This is a genomic window from Psychrosphaera sp. HA2-10, assembly GCF_055693745.1.
Map to the genome: position 1 here is coordinate 2,486,626 of NZ_CM146341.1, position 20,732 is coordinate 2,507,357.

A 20,732-nucleotide genomic window follows, 5' to 3' on the forward strand; every position below is an offset into this window, starting at 1 on the left:
TTCCTTAAATTTACTACTTCTTATTAGATATGCACACTAAAGCACAAAGAGGAGCCGCCATATTAAGCACCCCTCTTTGATAAGTTGCTTCAACTAACGTTCTAACACTATCACCAAACCTTTCCGTTACTCTTTTTACCCCTCGATTATGTAGCTCTTTACCTAAACGCCCTAGTTGCTTAAAAGCCAACATATATTCAACAACTTCTTGCGTATGGTTTGGCGTAGAGTCATACCACTCCCTTAAAGTAACAACTTCAGCATCACGTTTTGCCTGTTCAACCATTTGTATATATGCGATAACCTCTGGAGATTTTTTGCTGAGCATATGTTTATTAGTTTTAATGTGGCTGTTAGTCATAGTTTAGCTCCCAAAACGCTTTATCTTTCATCTTAGTTATTTGCTTGTCGCCATTTACATAAAGACTATGATGCTTTTCAAGTTCTCTAATCGAAGCCATTAGGTAATCTTGACTGGTTTTATCATCTTTATTGAAAATAGATTTAATATCTTGGTTTTTGATTTGCGAAACACGGTGAACAATCCAACTTAATATGTAGGCTGAGTAGTCATTCTCGCTAGTTTTAAAGTGGGTAATGTCTTGTGTAGAGAGAATAACGCCAACACCATATTCGCGTCCCTCTTTAAGGATTCGTCGTAAGCTTGGGAAGTTTTGAGACATAAAGTTATCAGCTTCATCCACCAGCAGTAATTTAGAAACTTGTCTAAAGTCACCTTTAACTTCTGGCTTACCTTGCTTCTGCATTTGCGAATAAAAGAGGTCTAAGGTTAGCGCCACAACTAGATTTTGAATCTCCCCCGGATAGCCAGCAAGCTCGATGACTGTAATACAATCTACAAGCTCGTAAAGCGATGTACATTTAGTAACATCAGTCTCAAATATCTCTAGTTCATATAAACTTTCTAACGCCGCATACAAAGAATCTTCAGTTGGCTCACTTTCTTCAAACAGCGCCCATACATCAGCAATTGTCGGAGCAGGTTTGTGCCAGGTACTTGGGTCTGCTTTTTTGATACCAGCCAAGTCATATGCTTCACTGACTAGTTTTCGAAGTTTTAATTGCTGTTTTTGTCCTAACCCAAATGCTTTGCCCATTGTTTCTGAAAAACCACGAGCAGTATGCACTGGTAACATCGGCGTGTCGCCAAACAAGCTAAGTGGATTATAAGGTAATTTATGTAGGTTATATTTTTTACCTTGAGTAGCTGATATAAACTTCTCATCAACATAATCAGACTTGTAGTCAAAAATAAGTACGCCTATCGGCTTTCCATCAACATTATTATGTTGATTACGATATAACTGCGTTATGACTGATTTAGTACATTGGGTTTTACCTGTACCCATGGTCCCTATAATTCCTGAATTGGTGTTCATGAATTTTGCGGTGTTTGTAGGTTCCCAAAAAACAGCCTCTTCATCTTGTAAAGAGTGACCAAGCAAAACCTTAAGTGATTCGTTTGATTCCACGTAGCTTTTTTCAGGCTCGGCGGCATTCACTAATTCAAGCGTATCTTCTATTGCATTTAATTGTTGTTCTGGCGCTTTTTCCTTAGGAGAAATATCTACTACCGCCGTATCATTAGTTGAACCAATTAACGTTTCACCCTGCAAAATATACTTCTTATCTACGTGACATAACTTTTCTGGTTGGGTTTCACTAAAGAGTTCCGATAACGGTGTTTTAATAAACTTATTTAAGTAACTAATTGGCAACTGAATTTTAAGAATATTATCGACTAGCTCGTAGGTCGGCTCAAAGAATGAGTCGTTCTCTACATGAGAAATCACAAATCCATCTGGATAATCAATGATGTCTTGGACGTTGTAGTTTCCTTGAAGCCAATATTCTCGTTTACTCAAGAGCGCATCAAAATAATTATCATCGTACAAATGATAAAGCTTATATTTATCAACCTGCATTAAAATTTGTCTAATAAACAAACCTCGATATAGATGACTTGCGAATGAGTTAGCGCCAAGAATATCTTCTGTCAGATATCGTTTTAGTTCTTTTGCTTGCTCCACTGCTTTCGAATGCTTTTGTTTCTTTCCTGTTTTAACTTCGACAGGCAACAAGATAATGCTGTCGCCTTTAAATCCGACAAACAAAACATCATCCGAAATCCAGCCTTTTTTGTACCCGTGAACATTTCTTGAAAAGTCACTGTCAGACATTTTCAGACCAATATTGCCAGCAACTCTGATCATTTCTGCGACAGATAGTGGTACCCAAGTAATATCGGATTCTTTAATTAAACAATTAACAAATTTATAAGCGCCAATTATGCCTTTTTTCTCTTTTCGGTCATTGTCATTTGACGTGATCATCTTAAGAAGCCACTCACCATTAAAGGCGTTGAACTCCTCAATAATTCCACCTTGATCTTGCTCTAAAACCTTTTTATAAAGTTCAGATTCTTCTGTTACGGTTATCGCATCATAGTTTGCTGAGTTGGTGTAATTATCTGAATAATGGATTAGTACAACATTTTGTTCATTGTCAAAAAAGTCTAAGGTTACTTTAGGATCAATTATCGTTGTCCAAATTGAACTTTTGTAGGAGCAAGACAACAGCTGTTTAAATTTATCACTAACAGCTAACGCCATTGATTTTGAACGACTATATTGTTCATTGCTTTTTCTAGCTGGCTTTATTAATCCGTTTAGCTGTTGAGCAATTTGAAGATGCGCTTTACCCTCAGTATCAATCCCTTTTAATCCAAAGGCAGTAAAATAACTATCTTCTTTGCTCGTTGAAGCCTCTCCTGCTAATAATCCGTCAGAAACGACTCCACTCAGTTCTTCATTAACATTTACGTCTGTTGATTGAACTTTATTGTTGTTTTTAAAGAAAGATAAATGAGCATACTCTTGAGCTTTATATGAGCCGTCATCTAACTTTATATTTTTAAATTTGCTGTACGTTAGTCTCGTTCTTATTAAATCAACTATCGTGTCAGCTATATCTTTAGTAGCGCCTTTATCGAGACCGTATCGTTCTTTTAAATCATCATAGCTGTGAGTATCTGAGAATTTATCAAATTCACAAAAGCTAATTTCATCATCATATAAATTAACGTGAATTTGGCAGACTTTTTCTTTATGAGCTTTAATGAAATCAATTAAGCCTAAAAACAGCTCTTTGTTTTCGCCATTATTTATTGAATTAACTATTATTTTCGATCTAGAGCCATTTTCAAATAGGCTGTTAAAGGCATCGTGAAACTCGGCTACTTTGTCTTTAACTAGCTTTCGAATAAAGTCATAGCTTGTATTTTGCTGTGGGACTAACTTCAGCCACATCGGGTTTTCAGCTTCTGCATGAGAATAAGAAAAGTCACTTAAAGGATTATAAACAAACGGTAATAACCCTTGTGCAGTTAACCTGCTAAGTGTAACTCTTGGTAACGATTTAAAGCTGCTTGATTCATCCGAAATTAGTTCTTGAACCAAGTTTAAATGATAGGCAAGTACAAGTGGGTGATATGGGCTTAGGTATTCGTCTCCATTATAATTAACAAAGCCAACATTAATTAAAGACTTCTGCGCCTTTGTAAGTAAAGCATCGTAGCCAATTTCTTTTAAAGCACTATTGTATTCATCAATGACATGTTTAACTAATGAGCAAAATTTAGGCCCCCACCCCGAGAGACTTGGTAAGGTGCCAGTATTCTTAAATTCATCAAAGAGGTTTATATATGCTTTACCTAAATTGGGGTAGTGCTCTATTAAGTCTTGAATAAAGATGTTGTTGTCAGCTATCTCATTTAAATATAAACAATCGTCTAAAAGTAGCTCTCGCTCCCACTGCAATAATGTTAACCGCTTGCCTTTTGGCGCAACTTCCTGATTTTCTAACTGTACCTTTGTTTTTGCTCGGTTAAGCACAGCGTTGTATTCGTTTTCGTATAACTTTGAATACTTTTCTTGGTCTAACATTAGTGGCAGGTATAACGAGTCCGATGCAACTGCACCTTCAATATTAAACTTAAGTTCTGTGGAGTGGCCCTTAATAGTAAACTCAACGAATTCCGATTCGGCAGCTAGATCTTCAAATACAACTTTTCCAACCTCGCGATTGTCGATTACAGAACCGTTTTCGTTTAACACAAGATCAGTAGTCATATCTGAAATTATGAGTTCATTCTCTTCGAGTTGAAGAGTTAACCTTTGCTTTTTGGGATCAACCAAATAACAATACTTAAACCCTTCCTCAAAGAACTCATCTTTTCTCAAGATGGCGACTTTAAAGTTATGAGTTTCAGAAGTTTTATCTCGCTTCACCTTAAAATTAAAATAACCAACCTGTTCTGCATATTGACCAGAAACACTGACTCGGCTCCGTTTTCCACCAGTATTATCAGGCGAAGAAATTTCTAAGTCCTGTAAATTTTCATTTGAAATAGAGCACTGTTTTTTCTCAATTTTCCCACCAAGAAAGCTAAACTCAATCTCAAATGAAGACTCCATGTCTTCAATTAAGTAAATTAGGTGTTTTTCACGTTTTCCTGCTTTGGTATCTGCTTTAGGGCGAGAATATAATATTCCTTTGGAGGCAATCTCTTTTTCAAGCTCTAATTGATTATCTTTATTCTTGTCTTGTTCGCTTCTAATTGCTCCAAATTCTAGGTTTTGCTTCCATGATTCTATGTCCCCCCCTTTAAAATACTTCTGAACAAAGTTAGGGCCTAAATCAATTTCACCAAGCTTTTCTTCTAGGTTTGTTGGAAAGTTATGAGTTATATAATCAATTTTTTCAAATAATTGCTTATTCTTTTCAAGTCGAGAATTGATCTGACCTTCTGTCCAACCGAATTCCAATATCTGAGGATCATTAAGCAGCCCAATTTCATCAAACCTTAAATCTCCGTCATCAACCATCGCTTTGAATAGCTCTTCAAAACCAAACATGGTTGCACCGTCTTCAATAATTTGAACAAACCTATGTTTTAAAAGACACCTTGATACCTTTTCACTTGTATCCTTAGGCTCGATAAGTGACTTTAGTGACTCCATAATTTCATTTGGATGCCACACCCAGCCTGACTGAGCTATGTTCTCAGCAGAGTTTATTAATGTGTCAAGTAGTGAGTTGTGAATAACTAAAAGAGAACAGCCTTTAATTTCATTTTGTTGTGCAGCAACGACATCCCTTATATGGGAAATAAAATTTTCACTGAAACCTTTGCCGTCGTTTTCATCATGTAAAGTGATTAAAAGCTTACAGTCACCAGAGACCACATAAGGTATCTGTATATTCTGAATAGAAACATAACCAGGACTTAGAGATTGTAGGGCACTAAAAAGCTTGGTGCTATTGTCTGAATCAGGAGATTGAAACTGATATCTATAACCTTGTTGCAGGTTATCCTTTCCCCATTCAATTAACTGTTTAGCTAGAAAATTTTCAAACTGTTTTTCTGACATATACTGCATCTCCACTGTCACTCATTCTGTCCACGTTCCCTATGCGTTCATAGAAGTCGACCAACACTTTTTGGCTTTGCTTATCGAAATAGACACCTCTTTTTTCAAATTCGAGTACTAATTCATGAAAACGTAACTGCTCTCTGTCACCGCCAATTGCTAAGTTTGTTAGCAATAAAATATAGTCTTGATTAAATACTAGTACCCTGCCGGCACGACCTCTATTCTGTACAAAGTGTCCACTCAATTCGTTTTCTATCGCTTTGGCGTAGTCTGTATTAACCCCATGCCTACTTTCACCTTTATCAAATTGTTTGACTGATAAATTCAAAAGATTTTCTAATGCACTATGTGCATCTGATGCGATTGGCACTTCCATATCAAACTTACGGTTCTCTGCAAAACTCTGAGCATAGTTATTTAAACTGTCGACATGACTTTCGTTTAACTGTTGAGCTAGCTCCCAAAGAGGCCACCGAATTTCATTGGACTCCTGAAGACTTTCCGACATTGACAAGTAAGGGAATATCTTCTGAATAGAGCGTTCAAACTGCTTATATCCAAAATCTTTAACCCACGTCCTTTCTTCTGAGGCTCTTTCATTATCAACAATGAAAAAGCATTTCATTGATTTTGGCTGTCCCTGTTTCCAAGCCCCAAGGTTTATCGCCAGTTGCGTTGTGTACAAAAACGTATATAACCTGAGAAAGTCGGTAATTGAATTAAGAAAGTACTTAGGCTTAGAATTTAAGAACGCTAAGTCTTTGGCAAATACTTCACTTAAAAATGGAAGAAATGGACGCTCTGAAACCTGGTCAGTTACTGAACCAGAGACAGTCCCTTGCACTACAAATTTATTAAATGTCGCTACAATTTCTCTTTCCAAAAAATTTAGTTTTGTTTTTGGTTTTTCTGCGATGTAAAAATCTTGTAATAAGTTTAAGAAGAATTTCCCCAATCTAGAGGCAGGTGATTTAGATTTTTCTTCTTTTAGTTTAAATAACAGTAGTTCTGGAGATATCTCATACAGGTCATCTTCTTGAAAATACATAGCCTGAATTTCATTCCAAAACTCTGGCTCATCAAGTTTGAGCTTAAAAGATTTTTCGCATTCGTTTTGGAATTTTTGTAATGAATTGCCCGTTACATTGATTCTGTAGCTGTACTTAACAAAATGACCAAGAACATTATTCCAATCAAAAGAGTTTGCTCCTTGTTGCTTATTCGCAATAAGTGGGTACCCTTTTGCAACTGCATTTCCAGGTTTTAAATCCGTTTTTAATTTAAACATCCATTAAACTCCACTTACTTCTATATATTCATCGTTACTGTTGGAAAGTTTATAACGGTTAGCATTTTTAAATATCAAAAGTGAGTTTGAATCTGCTGCAATGTCTTTAACTTGATCAACTAGTTCATCTAACAAAACGACCGTGTTTTTATCGTGTTTATTTGGTCTATAACCCTTAACAATATCTTCCATAAGATTGAGTAAATTAATGTTCACTGGTATTTCGACTGATTTTTCATTTAACTTAAGAAAAACTGAAAAGCTTGACGGTGACAACTCAATAGTGGATTTAATTCTATCAAGATCCGGTTTAAGTTCTACTTCCGCGACGACCTGAAAACCATTGTGGACGGATATTAGAAATTGACCTTTGTCTAAATTGTTTGCATTTCGATTGTTGTATTTTCGTATCGAGTCCACGACTGTATTTCGATAAAACGCTATAAGTAATGTTCTATCTTTAGGATCGCCAGAGTAGTTATTATGAAGGTTCCACACCGATGAATACCTATCCAGCAAGCTTTCAGAAAAGTCCTCATAGAATTTTGAGTGGTACTGATTGCTAAAGTCTGTGTTTTTTAGCAAGTAAAAAAGTCTCAAATATGAATATGGCTTTGGTTTATTCGGTTTTCGAAGACCAAAAACCGATTTTAAGTCCCCAATATACTGTTGGAAATTCGAATCAGGGAGTCCTAGGCTATGAGCCAAAACAAACTTATCAATATTATTTGTTCTGTGATTAGCAGGATCAAACTCAATAATTTTTGAAGACAGTTCGTTGTCGGATTCTTCAAATAGATTGTCATACAAGTAACCTGGCGTATTCGGGTTTCCATTGCCTAGTAGTAAAGTGTGAAGAAAATCTAATAACGTCCTGGCTGTTAAAAACTGATCTTTCATTAAGCGGGCTTTGAACAGCACGTCAATAATTCGCTCTTGCACTTCAGGTATACATAGTAATCTGTAGTTTGCGCAAAGTCTTTTGTTTGGTGATAGAGATTGCACTTCTTTATCAAAATATTGTCTGATTAAATTGTTTTCAGGGGAAGTAATCTTCTTTAATATTTCTCGAACAAATGCAGATGCATGACCATTTTGACTTAACTGAAATTTAGGATAGCTTTCAAAATTTAAAAAGGTGTGGTCTTTCGGCGTCTCTTGCCCATCTAAGAAACATTTTATGGACTCTACAATTTTTGTGTTATTACCTTCTTGAGCATAGTTACCTAACATCCCAATATTTATTCCAATGACTAATGGGCGTTTGGATAATTCGAAGTTTTGAAAAAGGTTATCTAGCGTTTGTATGGCATTAGAATTTGGTTCGAAGCTATGAGTAGCGTCTAAATGGAAGTCTGCTCTATTCGAGTATTCTTGACTATACCTAGTCAATATTTCTGACTTTCCATCACCACTACTACCACAAAGAAATATAATTTTTTTATCACTAGAGGACAACGAAATGAGGCTTTTCTTAAAGTCTGACTCGATGTCTGTTTCTATATATAAATACTCTTTTACTTCATCAAGAGAGTTAGAAATGGCTTTTTCGCGCTCTGTTGAGACTGCATATGGCGAGGACTTTGATAGTACGCTCAAAACTTCCTGTAATCTCATAAAAAACTCCCTTTTTTAATTTAAGTCTAAAAGTGTACTACTTATGCAATTGGCACTGAATCTAAATAGATAACTATCGGATTAGAAAACACTTTTTAGAATAACATCATTGGGTTCCAAAGTTCGAGATAAATCAGTTTCTAATTGAGGAAATTTTAGTTTCCAACATTTGAACTTTCAGCAGGCACTCATTCAATCAACTCGTAACCTGCCATATGAATATATAATTTACAATAAGGCTGAAATATAATCGCAAATAAATTACTTTCCATTTATAAAACTTTTCCTTTGAATTTCGTCGCAACAATCATTTAGTTTTTTTTAATATAGCGTTGAGCCATTTTTCGTTCTCTCGGCCAGGCCTATTGTCGCCAGTAATCCAAAGCTCTTCTATTTCTAAAGCCGGAAGTTCTAGAAGTAATTGCTGAAGAGAAGCTTCATTCATATCAGTAAATTCACGCCCATTTTGAGTTCGTTCGCTGTCTCCATATTTAAAACTCACGTACATATAGCCGCTATCTACTAAATGCTTTTCTAGGTTTTTGATAGATGATTGTAAGTTGGCTTTGGGAACGTGCAGAAGCGACGCACAGCACCAAATGCCATGCGCTTGAATTGGGTTACGGTAAGTATCAAATGTGGATATTTTTACTTGCTGTTGAATTAACTCACTTGCTTTTTTTGCTAACTCTTCCGAAGCATCAAAAGCATCTACCGTGTAACCATTCCTTTTAAAATAAAGTGAATCTCTGCCACTTCCGCAACCTGCATCAATAATCAATGTTCCGGGTACTATACGAGGTAAAAAGCGCTTGTAGATATTTTCCATGTCTACTTCTACAGTAGAGTCAAAAAATGCCTGTGCATTCAAATTATAAAACTCGTTACTCACGTGCGTTCCTTTTATGCAATCACCAAATACAACCTAGGTTACAGTTGAGTTGGTGCAGAGTCTTGCTCAATATTTGGTTCAGGATTGTCTTCTGGCATTTGACTAGTCACCCATTCAAACGACTTTGACAATATGCATAATTCAATAACGGCACCCACGATAGACAGAAATGACATTGCTAGTTGTAAACCCAGATCCTGTTCAACTGTGTCGCTCATCAAAAGAGACAATCTATTTACTGTGGTGGCTACGATAATTGGCACAAAGGAGATAACAAAAAACAACCGAAGGGCGTAAGGCTTTGTTGCTGCCCAAGAAGTATTAAAATTGAAATAACGCCCAACGGCTGCACCCGGTAGGATAAAACTGATGCGTGAGAACACAAATCCAAATAGCAGCATGCCTGCCCATTCTAATACGTTATAGCCAAAATATTCTGTCACGGGTACAACTTTTATATCAGCAATGTTAACAACCAATGAGCCGAAACCAACGGTTACCAGTAACCCAACAATAAGTGCAAAAGTTAGTTTTAAGCCGGCCACAAAAAAGTCCGCTTCAGACTTTCCCCAACGAAACGGGGATAATTGTTGTACTTGTTCTTTAGGACACAAAAATATTTGATGGCAAGCTACGCCGGCGAGTACGCTAGTCGCAATTATAAATGGCAGTAACACTAAGTTGAAGGCAACGTTTACATATTGGGCAGCTAATACAGGAAGTATTAATGCGACTAACAAATACGGCCAGCCCAAACGTAAAATTGTTGCGGCGTGTTGAAAAGGTAAGCGTAAACTACCAGTTAAAATTTGTAATACAGGCAGTGACTTTACTGCGTTGTCATTGGTATGAGTATTCATAACGTCCTTGTTTATATTGCTGTTAAATGCTGCCGTTAGATTAAAAAACGGCAAATACTCACTGGACTATAAACAAGTTTTTATGCTTTTTCACCTAACAAATGAACAAATTCAATACCCTGAGGCAAGCTAGTTAACACGTTTTTGGTGGCTCCAAGTTGATTAGCCTGGCCTTCAACTTCCGCCAGCGTAATTCGTTTAATTGGGTGTTTGTTTGAGTTTAAACCGTGCAGCGCCATCAAACTTAATGCACTTTGCAGTGGCGACAAGCTTGGATTGTAAGCACAATTTTCAGCGTACCGGCCAATAAATTTTGTTCCACCAGCACATTCAATCATTACTGCACTTGGGTTTTGTGTGTAAGGCGCATAAGACGAATTTACAGCGTGCAGTAGGTCTTTATCAATAGCATCAAAAACAATACCGTTGTTGATAGCATCGAACAGCATGACATTGCTGCCTAATACTTCTGGCGAAAACGGGTCTGGCAATAGGTCATCTAAGCTAACGTGTTTACCGGCAATATTCATTGGCATTAAACGCGCGTCTCTTACTTCATTAATAAACTGTCGGCAAAATCCACAAGGTGCAGCGTTGATAACCATCGCGGTAATTTTTGATTCACCGTGGTGCCAAGCGTTGTTTATTGCGGCTTGTTCGGCGTGAACGGTTAAATTTAGTGCCTGCCCTGCAAATTCTAAATTCGCCCCAAAATAAAGGTTAGCTACAACTTCTTGGTTACTTTGGTCTTGGCTATGCTGGTTAGAAGTAGAATCGCTTTGTTTAAGTTCGCCTTGGGCAATAGCCCCTGCGTGAAATTTGGAAATAGGCGCGATAGCAAAAAATTCACAAACAGGTAAAAGTAGCTCTTTGATTTTTTCAAATGAAACAGCATGTTGTTTCATTAATGACAAAACTTGATGGGATTTTAACACACCGCCTTGAATGGCGATCATTTCATGAAGGTCTTGTAACTCGCATTGGCTTAGCGAGTTTTTTGAGTCTGTTACGTGGCAATGGCTCATAAATAAAATGACGTTGCTTAAGGCACAGTACTATAAATAAAAATACCAACGGAGTGAAGTGAAAGTTCACCCATCATCACTAGATTAAGCGTGTTAGCGGGTTTTCTCGGCTATTTTTAATCAAACTTGATGCTAGCGAGATTACAGAAGGTTAAGGCAATAGATGGCAAACACCCTTTATATTACTATTGGTTTTGAAAATAACTTCCCTTAGTTAATGGTAGCGCGTTACTTGCTGTGTTGAACGTAAGGCTACACAAGTTTAAAACTCAGTGTTTTCACTTCCTATACATAAAATAAAGGTTACAATTTATTAACTTTAGCTTAACAAACCTTTTTACCAGCTTTATCAAAAAGCTAGATATTAACTTTGGAGTCGGTGTGAATTTTATTAAACGTTCGGTTATGTTATCAGTTTCACTTGTTTTAAGTGCTACAGCAATGAGTTCGGCAGCCAATTCACCAAAGAGTACTGCAGAAAGCTCGGCTTGGTCTGAGTTTGTCAAAGTCGCCGATTACATTGAAATCAAAGCCGACCGCGTTGGTGGCTCTGAACAAGAAAAGCAAACCGCTGAATGGATAGCGTCGGAATGGAAAAAAGCGGGTTACAAAGTCACTATGCAACCTTTTAGTTACACTCGCCGCACTACAACCTACAACTCACAAAACCTGTCTATTGATATTAAAGGCCAATCGGACAAGTTATTAGTAGTTGGCGCGCATTATGACTCTGTTGGTATAAAGTCTGGCTCACAAGGATTAATTGACAATGGATCAGGTGTGGCGGCGTTATTGTCATTAGCAAACTTGTTAAGTGATGGCACAACCTTACCTTACACAGTTCGCCTAATTGCTTTTGGGGCGGAAGAACGTGGTTTGCAAGGTTCAGTAGCTTATGTAAACAGCAACGATACTAGCAACATGATAGGTATGATTAACTTAGATACGATTATTGGCGGCGATAAGTTGTACGTGCACAGCGCACATTCAAAACCTTATCGTTGTGACTACATAAAAGAAACAAACTACGTAAGCGGCACTGAGCTACGAGAAGGCATTAGAGCCGTTTCAAAACAGCTTTACCCAAACACTCCACATTTATTACATCAAGAATACAAAGGTTATCCTGAAGGGGAAACAGGCTCTTGGTCTGATCATTCTCCGTTTGCATGCAGCGGCGTAACTACGGCCTACATTGAAGCTACTAACTTTGCCTTAAACGGTAAACGCGGTAACGACGGTTATTCACAAGTGGCTGATAAGGCTTATTGGGATTGTTTTGACGAGAAAAACCTAACCAGCTGTAACCGTGGTGATGAAAAGGCGTGGGGCGAAATTTGGCACACTAAATTTGATAAAAAGACCGCGTTGTTTCCGGTGATGAAAGATCACTTAAAAAACCAGCAGCAACAAAATGTGAAGGTGCTACTGGAATTTGTGAAACAAGCAAATAAGTGGGTTAAGTAAACGTTTGCTTAAAAGCGTCTTTATAACGGCGAGACAACATCAGTGTTTTGCCGTTTTTTAGTTTTACTTCGCTATCACCACTTGCCTGTGGCGTAATGGATTCCACCATATCAAGCCGAATAGCATGAGAACGATGTATGCGACAAAAACCACGTTCGCTCAATTGTTTAGACAAGGCGCTAAGCGTACTTCGAATTGGATAAATACGCTGACTAATGTGTAAATTAACGTAATTTCCCGATGACTCTAACCATTCTACGTCATCAATTTTTATTATAAATTCTTTGCCTAGCTTTTTAACGAGCAGTCGGTCCAAGTTCATGGCTGGCTTAGTGGTGTTGTCTTCACCTTGTGCTATTGGGTTTGCTTCGCCCTGAAGCTGGCCCACTATAAACTGGTAACCTTTGATAACAATCACAAAAAAGATAAAGCTCCATAGGTCTTTTCGATACTCATAAATAAGCTCAAAACCCACTTGTCCAAAGTCATAATCACGACTGACCAGCGCATAAGCAATCTCGCGCATGCCCACCATAAGGCCAACATGGCTTAGTGAAAAAAGCACAGATACTGCCAAGTAAAATAGTAACGAGCGCTTGATGTGCTGCCATTGAAACGGATATTTTTTTAGCACATAAACAATGGCAGGAAACAATAACAACGAGCTAAAGCCACTAGAGTATTCCCAAACAAAGGGCTCCCAAATGCTAAACGGCAACACGTCATAAACGCGGCTTTTTTCCATGATCACGGAGGTTGCCAAAACGGTGGCATTTATTAAAAAATAGGCAATTAATGCGCTAACTTCATACCTTAATTTATAACGCTGAAAGTGGGATAAGTAGTTCATTTATTATGTTCACAAGTGATTGACCTTATTACGATATATGATTCCGCCGTATTATTCCCTATATTCTGCAAGTAATTCGTCACACTCAGCCACCGCTTATCCCTGTAGCCCGTCACAAAAGACCTTAGGACATTTTAAAGGCTCAAGCTATGACACACTGTTCTTATCAATTTAGCACAGGGATCTCTACATTATGACAAGTAACATCCACAATATTTCATCGTTTATCCAGCATTACTTTGTGCCGAGCTCCACTGATTTACCTGGTCGGCGATCTGACCTCGATTGGTTAAGAGTGGGCGTGTTTGGGTTACTGATCTTTTTTCACATAGGCATGCTTTACGTTGAAAATTGGGGTTACCACTTTAAGAGCCAATATCAATGGCAAGGTTTAGAAATGGCGATGCTGATGATTTCACCCTGGCGCATGGCTATTTTGTGGTTGATATCGGGCATCGCGATTCGTTTTTTATTGGTGAAAGTGTCTATTGAGCGTTTTATTTTTCTGCGCTCAATACGTCTGTTGTTACCTTTGTTGTTTGGGATATTGGTGGTTGTGCCGCCACAACTGTACGTTGAGATGACTCAAAAAGCCGGACTTGATATGTCGTACTGGCAATTCATGCTAGAGTTTTTCTCTGCTGACACCACTTTATTTAACGACTTTCAGGCCGGAATTTGGCCTCATATTGATGTTAATCACTTGTGGTATTTACGCTCGTTATGGCAATACTCTCTGGCGTTAGTTTGTTTATTGCCTATTCTCAATGCGCGTTGGATTGAACATGTTTTTCACTGGATATTACGTCAACACAGCCTTATCGCCATTGCGGTTATGACTCTGCCTATTTTTTTATTGCAAACATTGTGGGACCCCGACACGGTTCGTTACCCACTTGGGTTTACCTTTATGCTTTACGGCTACCTTATTGGCTGGTCACCATTATTTTGGCAACGTATTAAAACCGGCTTGCCTTGGCTACTTACAATCACGCCTATTGTTTTGATCAGCTTTGTTTGTTTTTACCAATTTATGTGGCTGCCTTTTGGCGAAGATTCGCATCCAGTGTTGCAAGTTTTAGGCCTTGTTAGCTATAGCCTTTGTAGAGTGCTCGGCGCACTAACCTTATTGTCGCTGGCCTATACCTATTTGAATGTTAAGTCGGACAAGCTCAATTATTGGTCTGAAGGTGTTTATACGTTTTATATCTTGCACCAAAGTATTTTGATTGTTGCTGCGTATTGGTTGTCGAGTTTTGATTTGGGCACTTTTGGCGCAGTGTTAGAACCTATTGCCGTGATAGTCATGACGATTGCGGGATGTTTAGCGGGTTACGAGGTAATTAGAAGAAGCAGCCTTCTTCGTCCCTTGTTTGGCATGAAACAAGCGGTGACTTATTCTTATAAAGCCCAGCGGCTTGGATATGTTTGCGCCAGTATTTTAATTATGCCACTGGCGCTAACGTTATTGCTGTAGTTACTCACTAATTACTTTTAGGTAACTCAAAGGTTAACTTAAACGTTACCGGAACGGATGTCGCGATGGACGGCAGACCCGCAATTTTTTGCAATGCGGCGATGCCTTCCACTAATCCAAACTGCGACGCATCTACAACAGCAGGTTTTGTGCTGTAAATCACTACTTTATTGGCTGCTAGCTTTACAACGTCTGAATGCGCAGTCAACTTTTGACTTTTGCCGTGCAGAGTTAACGTAACAGGCACGTGGCGATGAAACGACTCACCAACTTTTAGCGCTTTAAGCGCGTCTAAAGAAACCTCAGTTTGTACTTTGGCTGTGTTAAATTCGTTTGTATTAAAAAGCATAGACTTCATACGTTCATTTCGAATTTCGATGCCCGTTTCAACGCTCGTTAAGTCTATTGTTACTGTCACTAAACCATCTTTATCGACGTTGCCATTTAATGACTTAAACTCGTGAACCTCACCAATGCTGCCACTTTTAATTGAGAAAAAAGTAAGTTGTGATTGATTAGCCTGCAGTTCGTAGGCACTGCCTTTATGATGACCGGCTAATGCTTGAAAGGATGTTCCAAATACTGACATAGCCAATACAGATGTGACTAGTAGAGGTTTGATTGATAATAGGTTTTCGAGTTTCATTATGGATCCTTTGAACAATTGAATACCTGAGCAGGCACTAAAATAATACTAATAGGAATACTAAACGTTAGCGACAAAAGATCAAACGTGATAGCCGTTAAACAGCACATAAAAATCAAATCGTGCATTATTTAACCAGAGGAGTATGCTAATAATTCTACCTGGCCATTAAGGAAAATATTATGCGCCTATTTAAGCTTAAATCAGGGTTGATACAGCTTTATATTGCCGTACTGCTTTTATCACTCTTTTCAAACTCAATTCACGCCAATACTTCTATTGCTCAACAAAACCAAAATCATAGTGCGCGCATTAATGGCGTAGCCGACTTTTTATTAGAGCGAGCACAGGACACTGCGTTGTATTTATACGAGCAAAGTATCCGTGATAACAAAAACTTACAGTGTTATTTCCCAACAACTTACGTCACGCTCAATAGTTATCAACAAGGGACTTTAAAGATTTTTATCAGCTCTAAAGCGCAATGGCAAAATGCGATTCGAAATGACATGGAAACACTGCTGGTTCGTAGTTTCGCAAAAGAAATCGAAGCTAATGTGAACTTCGGCAATAAACAGGTGCCAATTGCCAATACCGTCATCGGTATTATGCAGCAACTAGATATTCGGTACACGACAACGACAGGTGCAACAGCCTATTCACCATTAACAGTGACTATGTTTGACGCTGATCCTGAGTCACGCAAAAAAATGCAGGCTTTTTATCAACCTTTTGAGGAGTTGCTGGCCAGTTTAGCCGTATTTAAAGCCTACACACCTAGCGAGACTGGCAGTATTTGTAACTTACCTCGCTTTAACTATCATCAATTTACCCAAGAAATTAATGGCTTAACCGCCTTACCTGACACCTTAAAAACCTGGCTTGAGCACGTTAAAAAGCACCAAGCAGATTTACGTCCCTCAACCCAATTGTTAACTAAGTTTCCAACTGAGTCTGAAGCTTGGCAAGCCGTTTGTGAAAAAGCCAAGACTCAAAGCCCTCAAGCTTGTAACAGCCGTGAAAGTTTTATTCAGCAACTAATCACAAAGTTTAGTTTACAGTCTGGTTTTGATGCTCAAGCTTATTTGGTGAATGACATGGCGGTGTTGCCAGACTCTGGTGATATTGAAACCTTGTTGGCTGATTACAAAGCTCTGATCAGCCCAATTAAAAAACTTTATGACAGTGTAAAGGCTGTGCAATCAAATACTCAAAATAATCAACAGTCTACGTCTGAGTTAGCACAACAAGCCCTAGCTTTGATAAAAAAATGGTGGAAGGTGCAACATCCTAATGACACTGAAAACCAAGAATTGTGGAAACTATCCAAACATATTCAATTTTTTGCTTTGTTAAGTGATGCGAACACGGCTGATGAAGTTAAAGGGATTTTATCGACCTTTGCTCTTCCAGCCACTGGTTTTTGGCAAAAACGAACACCGGATCCACACTTGATGGTCACCTCATATTTTGGTGCTGCATACAATATGAAATCGAACGTTTTACCCGGCTCAGAGAGTAACAATCATAACAACGGCTTTTATGTGCCTATTGGTTTGGAGTATACATTTGACCGGGATTTACTGGGGTTAAGCGAAGGTGCTCTTAGTATTATGCTGGCGCCATTTGACTTCGGTTATCCGATCAATTTAAAACTAAATGGCATTGAGCAAGGCTTTGAAGTGGATGAGATTTTTGCACCGTCGATTTCCATTAGTTATGGATTGCAAAAGTGGCCATTAGTATTAGGTGTGGCTTACCAAAAAGGCGCTAAATTTAGCGCCGATTCAGAAAGTGAAAATAGAACTTTGTTGTTTGTGGCATTTGATATGCCGTTGTTTAACTTAATGTAGGCAATCGGCAACAAAAAAGAGAAGCCTTTGCTTCTCTTTTTATGTTTAATGACCTGCATGATTAAGCATGCATGATTACACTGCTTGCATAATTACAAGTTGTACTTAGCACTGAATTGCACGTATGTTGATTCGGCGTTTTGATCTGCCATTTCAAAGCTACCTACTTCAACTCCAAGTGCTAATTTAGGCGTGTAGTTTTTAAATACATTTACACCCCAATGACTGCGATCAGCATCTGACTCTTCAGTGGTAATGTTGCCGTAAAATGCTGAACTACGAGTGTCGTCGTTCCAGAAATGACGGTAAGCCACCATGTAACTTGTGGACTCTTCAACTTCTTCACCTACTAGGTCTTTAGCAGCCGTTACACCTACATAACGCCCTACATTACCCGTGTGAATTTGGAAGCGGAAATCGTCTTTGCCTGTGGTTTTAATTTTACCGGCTACTGATACACCAAAGGCGCTTTCACTGTTGTTCATTTCCGTATTTAGCTGTCTAAATAAACCCGCTACTGACACATTACCCCAGTCGCCTTTGAAGTTATATTTAGCCACCACATCTGGCATTGCATCTTCGTTTGGATTACCGCCGTAGCTTTCTGGGTTTTCTAATGCAAATTGCCAGTTGCCATTGGTATAACGAACCTGGTTATTTCGCACGAAGGCTTCACCCACCATTGGACCTGCAAAGTCTGCTGTTTCAGCAAGTGCAGAGGTATTCATAAAAGTGGTCCACGTTTGGCCAATCAATACGTCTTTGTATTTAATAAACGCATGGCGTAAACGAGGGTGAGATGAATTAGATATGATTTCATTACCGCCGCCACCGTAAAAGTCCATTTCAATAAAACCGGTTACGTCGCCGTTGGTGTAAGTGGTATTAATTCTTGATTCGTTGGCAAACATTTTAAACTGTGAAGCGTCTTCTGGTAAAACAGAACCCGAACCAATCCAAAAGTCTCGGTAACCTACATCGCCGTCTACATATCGGCCGTCGATTTTTATAAAGCCGCCAAACTTAATTTTTTGATCGTCGCCTAAGTCAACTTCAAAGGCTGCGTTTGCTGCTGTACTGCAACCAAGCCCTAACCCTAACATTGACACCAAAAGTAGTTTGTTTGTGTTTTTCATCTTCCTTCCCCAAGTTTATTTATTATTTTGAGGAGCAAGACCCAACACTCACTTGCCACCTCTATACTGCGTCACAGTATGTTATGGCTATATAAAGACACAATTAGTCTTTAGTCTATTCGACTATGGTCTAATACCTTTTTTAGACCTAAAGCTTTAAAACAGTTACGATGAATTTAGGTGATAGTTTAAACAAAGGTAATTGACATGACTGCTAGCTTGTATCCCGTTGCGGATTTCGAATATAAACACGACAACGCACTTTCAATGGAAGAGTACAAAGTGCTTTATCAATCTTCTATCAATCACCCAAATGAGTTTTGGGGCGAACAAGGTTTGCGCCTTGATTGGATGAAGCCATATACCAAAGTGAAAAACACCTCATTTAAAAAAGATAACGTTTCCGTTAAATGGTTTGAAGACGGCACATTAAATGTCAGTGCGAACTGTATTGACCGTCACCTGCCAACCCGCGCTAAAGACACCGCCATTATTTGGGAAGGCGACTCTCCTGGTGTTGATAAACGTGTCAGCTATCAAGAATTACATGACGAGGTTTGTAAGCTGGCCAATGGCTTGAAAAAGCTTGGCGTTAAAAAAGGCGACCGCGTCATTATTTATATGCCAATGGTGCCACAAGCTGCGTATGCCATGTTAGCGTGTGCTCGAATTGGCGCTGTGCATTCAGTTGTTTTTGCAGGTTTTTCTCCAAATGCTATTGCCGACAGAATTATAGATTGTGGTGCTAGCGTTGTTATCACCGCCGATGTAAACAAACGTGGTGGAAAGCCATTACCACTTAAGGAAAACGTTGAAGAAGCGCTTGAGCGTGAAGACGTAAATTGCATTACGCACACTGTGGTATTTAACAACGGTGCGCCAATAAATCCGCTAGCGAACACACAAGTCTGGTGGCATGACCTAGTTTCAAACTGCGCCATGACTTGTGAACCAGAAGAAATGAACGCCGAAGATCCTCTTTTTGTGCTTTATACCTCGGGCTCTACCGGTAAACCAAAAGGCTTAGTTCATACCTCTGGCGGTTATTTAGTTTGGGCGTCTATGACTCATGAAAAAATATTTAACTACAAGCCTGGCGAAGTGTATTGGTGTGCGGCCGATGTAGGCTGGATTACAGGCCATACTTATATTGTTTACGGTCCACTAGCAAATGGCGCCACGACGGTTATGTTTGAAGGCGTTCCTACTTATCCAGACGAGCGTAGAATTGGTCAAATTATTGATAAGCATCAAATTAGTATTTTATATACCGCGCCTACCGCGATTAGAGCGTTAATGTGTAAAGGCGATTTAGCGGCGCAAGATTCAACTCGCGATTCGTTAAGACTACTTGGCACTGTTGGCGAGCCTATCAACCCTGAAGCATGGCAATGGTATTACGAAAAAGTAGGCGAGAAGAAGTGTCAGATTGTTGATACTTGGTGGCAAACAGAAACGGGTGGCGCGATGATCACGCCGCTTGCTGGTACTACTGATTTAAAACCGGGCTCAGCGACGTTACCGTTTTTTGGTGTGCAACCTGCACTCGTCGATAGCGACGGCAATGAATTGGAAGGCGAAGCAGAAGGTAATCTTATCATTAAAGATTCGTGGCCTGGACAAGCGCGTTCTATTCATGGCGATCACGAACGTTTTGGGCAAACTTACTTTTCAGCCTACGACAATGTGTATTTCACCGGCGACGGCTGTAAGCGTGATGCCGACGGGTATTACTGGATTACTGGCCGCGTAGATGACGTGTTAAATGTATCTGGTCACCGTTTAGGTACTGCTGAAATTGAAAGCTCGTTAGTGGCGCATGAAAAAGTAGCTGAAGCAGCAGTGGTAGGTTACCCGCATGATATTAAAGGCCAAGGCATTTACGTTTATTTAACGCCAATATCAGGTACTGAAATAACACCTGAACTGACTAAGTCGGTGCGTGATTGGGTTCGACATGACTTAAGCCCTATTGCCACGCCAGACATGATTCAGTGGTCACCTGGCTTACCTAAAACGCGTTCTGGTAAAATTATGCGTCGTATTTTGCGCAAAGTGGCTGCCAATGAGCATGATCAATTAGGTGATATTTCCACCTTGGCAGATCCGAGTGTTGTTGATAACATCATTGAGAATAGACTAAATAAATAGCAGTTTTTGCTTAG

General features: G+C 39.0%; 14 protein-coding genes. 4 read left to right on the top strand and 10 right to left on the bottom strand.

The annotated features are described in order from the left end of the window. Nucleotides 1–13: 13 nt before the first annotated feature. The 7 genes from ACZ1GV_RS11365 to cdd all read right to left on the bottom strand — a co-directional run bounded on the left by ACZ1GV_RS11365 (nt 14) and on the right by cdd (nt 11,138). Entirely contained in the window at nt 14–361 is a 348-nt protein-coding gene (locus ACZ1GV_RS11365; protein WP_472674259.1) for a hypothetical protein, read from the bottom strand. After that, complete coding sequence (dptH, locus tag ACZ1GV_RS11370) at nt 354–5,453, bottom strand: DNA phosphorothioation-dependent restriction protein DptH (protein ID WP_472674260.1); 5,100 nt, start codon at nt 5,451–5,453, stop codon at nt 354–356. Before dptH ends, ACZ1GV_RS11365 begins: the two co-directional genes overlap by 8 nt. Then, nucleotides 5,434–6,744, bottom strand: a complete 1,311-nt coding sequence (gene dptG, locus ACZ1GV_RS11375) for a DNA phosphorothioation-dependent restriction protein DptG (RefSeq protein WP_472674261.1) — start codon at nt 6,742–6,744, stop codon at nt 5,434–5,436. The genes dptH and dptG overlap by 20 nt, the downstream gene beginning before the upstream one ends. A gap of 3 nt (nt 6,745–6,747) precedes the next feature. Then, complete coding sequence (gene dptF / locus ACZ1GV_RS11380; protein ID WP_472674262.1) at nt 6,748–8,361, bottom strand: DNA phosphorothioation-dependent restriction protein DptF; 1,614 nt, start codon at nt 8,359–8,361, stop codon at nt 6,748–6,750. A 307-nt stretch (nt 8,362–8,668) separates the two neighbouring features. Beyond that, nucleotides 8,669–9,253 (bottom strand): class I SAM-dependent methyltransferase, encoded by a 585-nt coding sequence (locus ACZ1GV_RS11385; protein ID WP_472674263.1) that lies wholly within the window; start codon nt 9,251–9,253, stop codon nt 8,669–8,671. Between the two features lie 38 nt (nt 9,254–9,291). Beyond that, a complete protein-coding gene (locus ACZ1GV_RS11390; protein ID WP_472674264.1) occupies nt 9,292–10,113 on the bottom strand; it encodes a hypothetical protein in 822 nt (273 codons plus the stop codon). 80 nt (nt 10,114–10,193) lie between these two features. Further along, nucleotides 10,194–11,138 carry a cytidine deaminase gene (cdd, locus tag ACZ1GV_RS11395; protein ID WP_472674265.1) on the bottom strand — a complete coding sequence of 315 codons (945 nt, stop codon included), beginning with the start codon at nt 11,136–11,138 and terminating at the stop codon, nt 10,194–10,196. A 381-nt stretch (nt 11,139–11,519) separates the two neighbouring features. On the opposite strand from cdd, the gene ACZ1GV_RS11400 reads away from it, so the two are divergent. Continuing rightward, on the top strand, nt 11,520–12,605 hold the full coding sequence (locus ACZ1GV_RS11400; RefSeq protein ID WP_472674266.1) for a M28 family metallopeptidase: 1,086 nt from the start codon (nt 11,520–11,522) through the stop codon (nt 12,603–12,605). Here ACZ1GV_RS11400 and ACZ1GV_RS11405 read toward each other — a convergent pair. Continuing rightward, nucleotides 12,598–13,455 (bottom strand): LytR/AlgR family response regulator transcription factor, encoded by an 858-nt coding sequence (locus tag ACZ1GV_RS11405; protein ID WP_472674267.1) that lies wholly within the window; start codon nt 13,453–13,455, stop codon nt 12,598–12,600. The two genes, ACZ1GV_RS11400 and ACZ1GV_RS11405, sit on opposite strands and share 8 nt — an antisense overlap. 193 nt (nt 13,456–13,648) lie before the next feature. Here ACZ1GV_RS11405 and ACZ1GV_RS11410 point away from each other — a divergent pair, with 193 nt between their 5' ends. Then, a complete protein-coding gene (locus tag ACZ1GV_RS11410; protein WP_472674268.1) occupies nt 13,649–14,932 on the top strand; it encodes an acyltransferase family protein in 1,284 nt (427 codons plus the stop codon). 7 nt (nt 14,933–14,939) lie between these two features. On the opposite strand, the gene ACZ1GV_RS11415 is transcribed toward ACZ1GV_RS11410, so the two are convergent. Then, nucleotides 14,940–15,578, bottom strand: a complete 639-nt coding sequence (locus tag ACZ1GV_RS11415) for a YceI family protein (protein ID WP_472674269.1) — start codon at nt 15,576–15,578, stop codon at nt 14,940–14,942. Between the two features lie 182 nt (nt 15,579–15,760). On the opposite strand from ACZ1GV_RS11415, the gene ACZ1GV_RS11420 reads away from it, so the two are divergent. After that, complete coding sequence (locus tag ACZ1GV_RS11420) at nt 15,761–17,431, top strand: hypothetical protein (RefSeq protein ID WP_472674270.1); 1,671 nt, start codon at nt 15,761–15,763, stop codon at nt 17,429–17,431. Nucleotides 17,432–17,523: 92 nt separating this feature from the next. Here ACZ1GV_RS11420 and ACZ1GV_RS11425 read toward each other — a convergent pair whose 3' ends face one another. After that, nucleotides 17,524–18,567 carry a DcaP family trimeric outer membrane transporter gene (locus ACZ1GV_RS11425; RefSeq protein ID WP_472674271.1) on the bottom strand — a complete coding sequence of 348 codons (1,044 nt, stop codon included), beginning with the start codon at nt 18,565–18,567 and terminating at the stop codon, nt 17,524–17,526. A gap of 207 nt (nt 18,568–18,774) precedes the next feature. Here ACZ1GV_RS11425 and acs point away from each other — a divergent pair, with 207 nt between their 5' ends. Beyond that, nucleotides 18,775–20,718, top strand: a complete 1,944-nt coding sequence (gene acs / locus ACZ1GV_RS11430; RefSeq protein WP_472674272.1) for an acetate--CoA ligase — start codon at nt 18,775–18,777, stop codon at nt 20,716–20,718. The last annotated feature ends 14 nt before the right edge of the window (nt 20,719–20,732 follow it).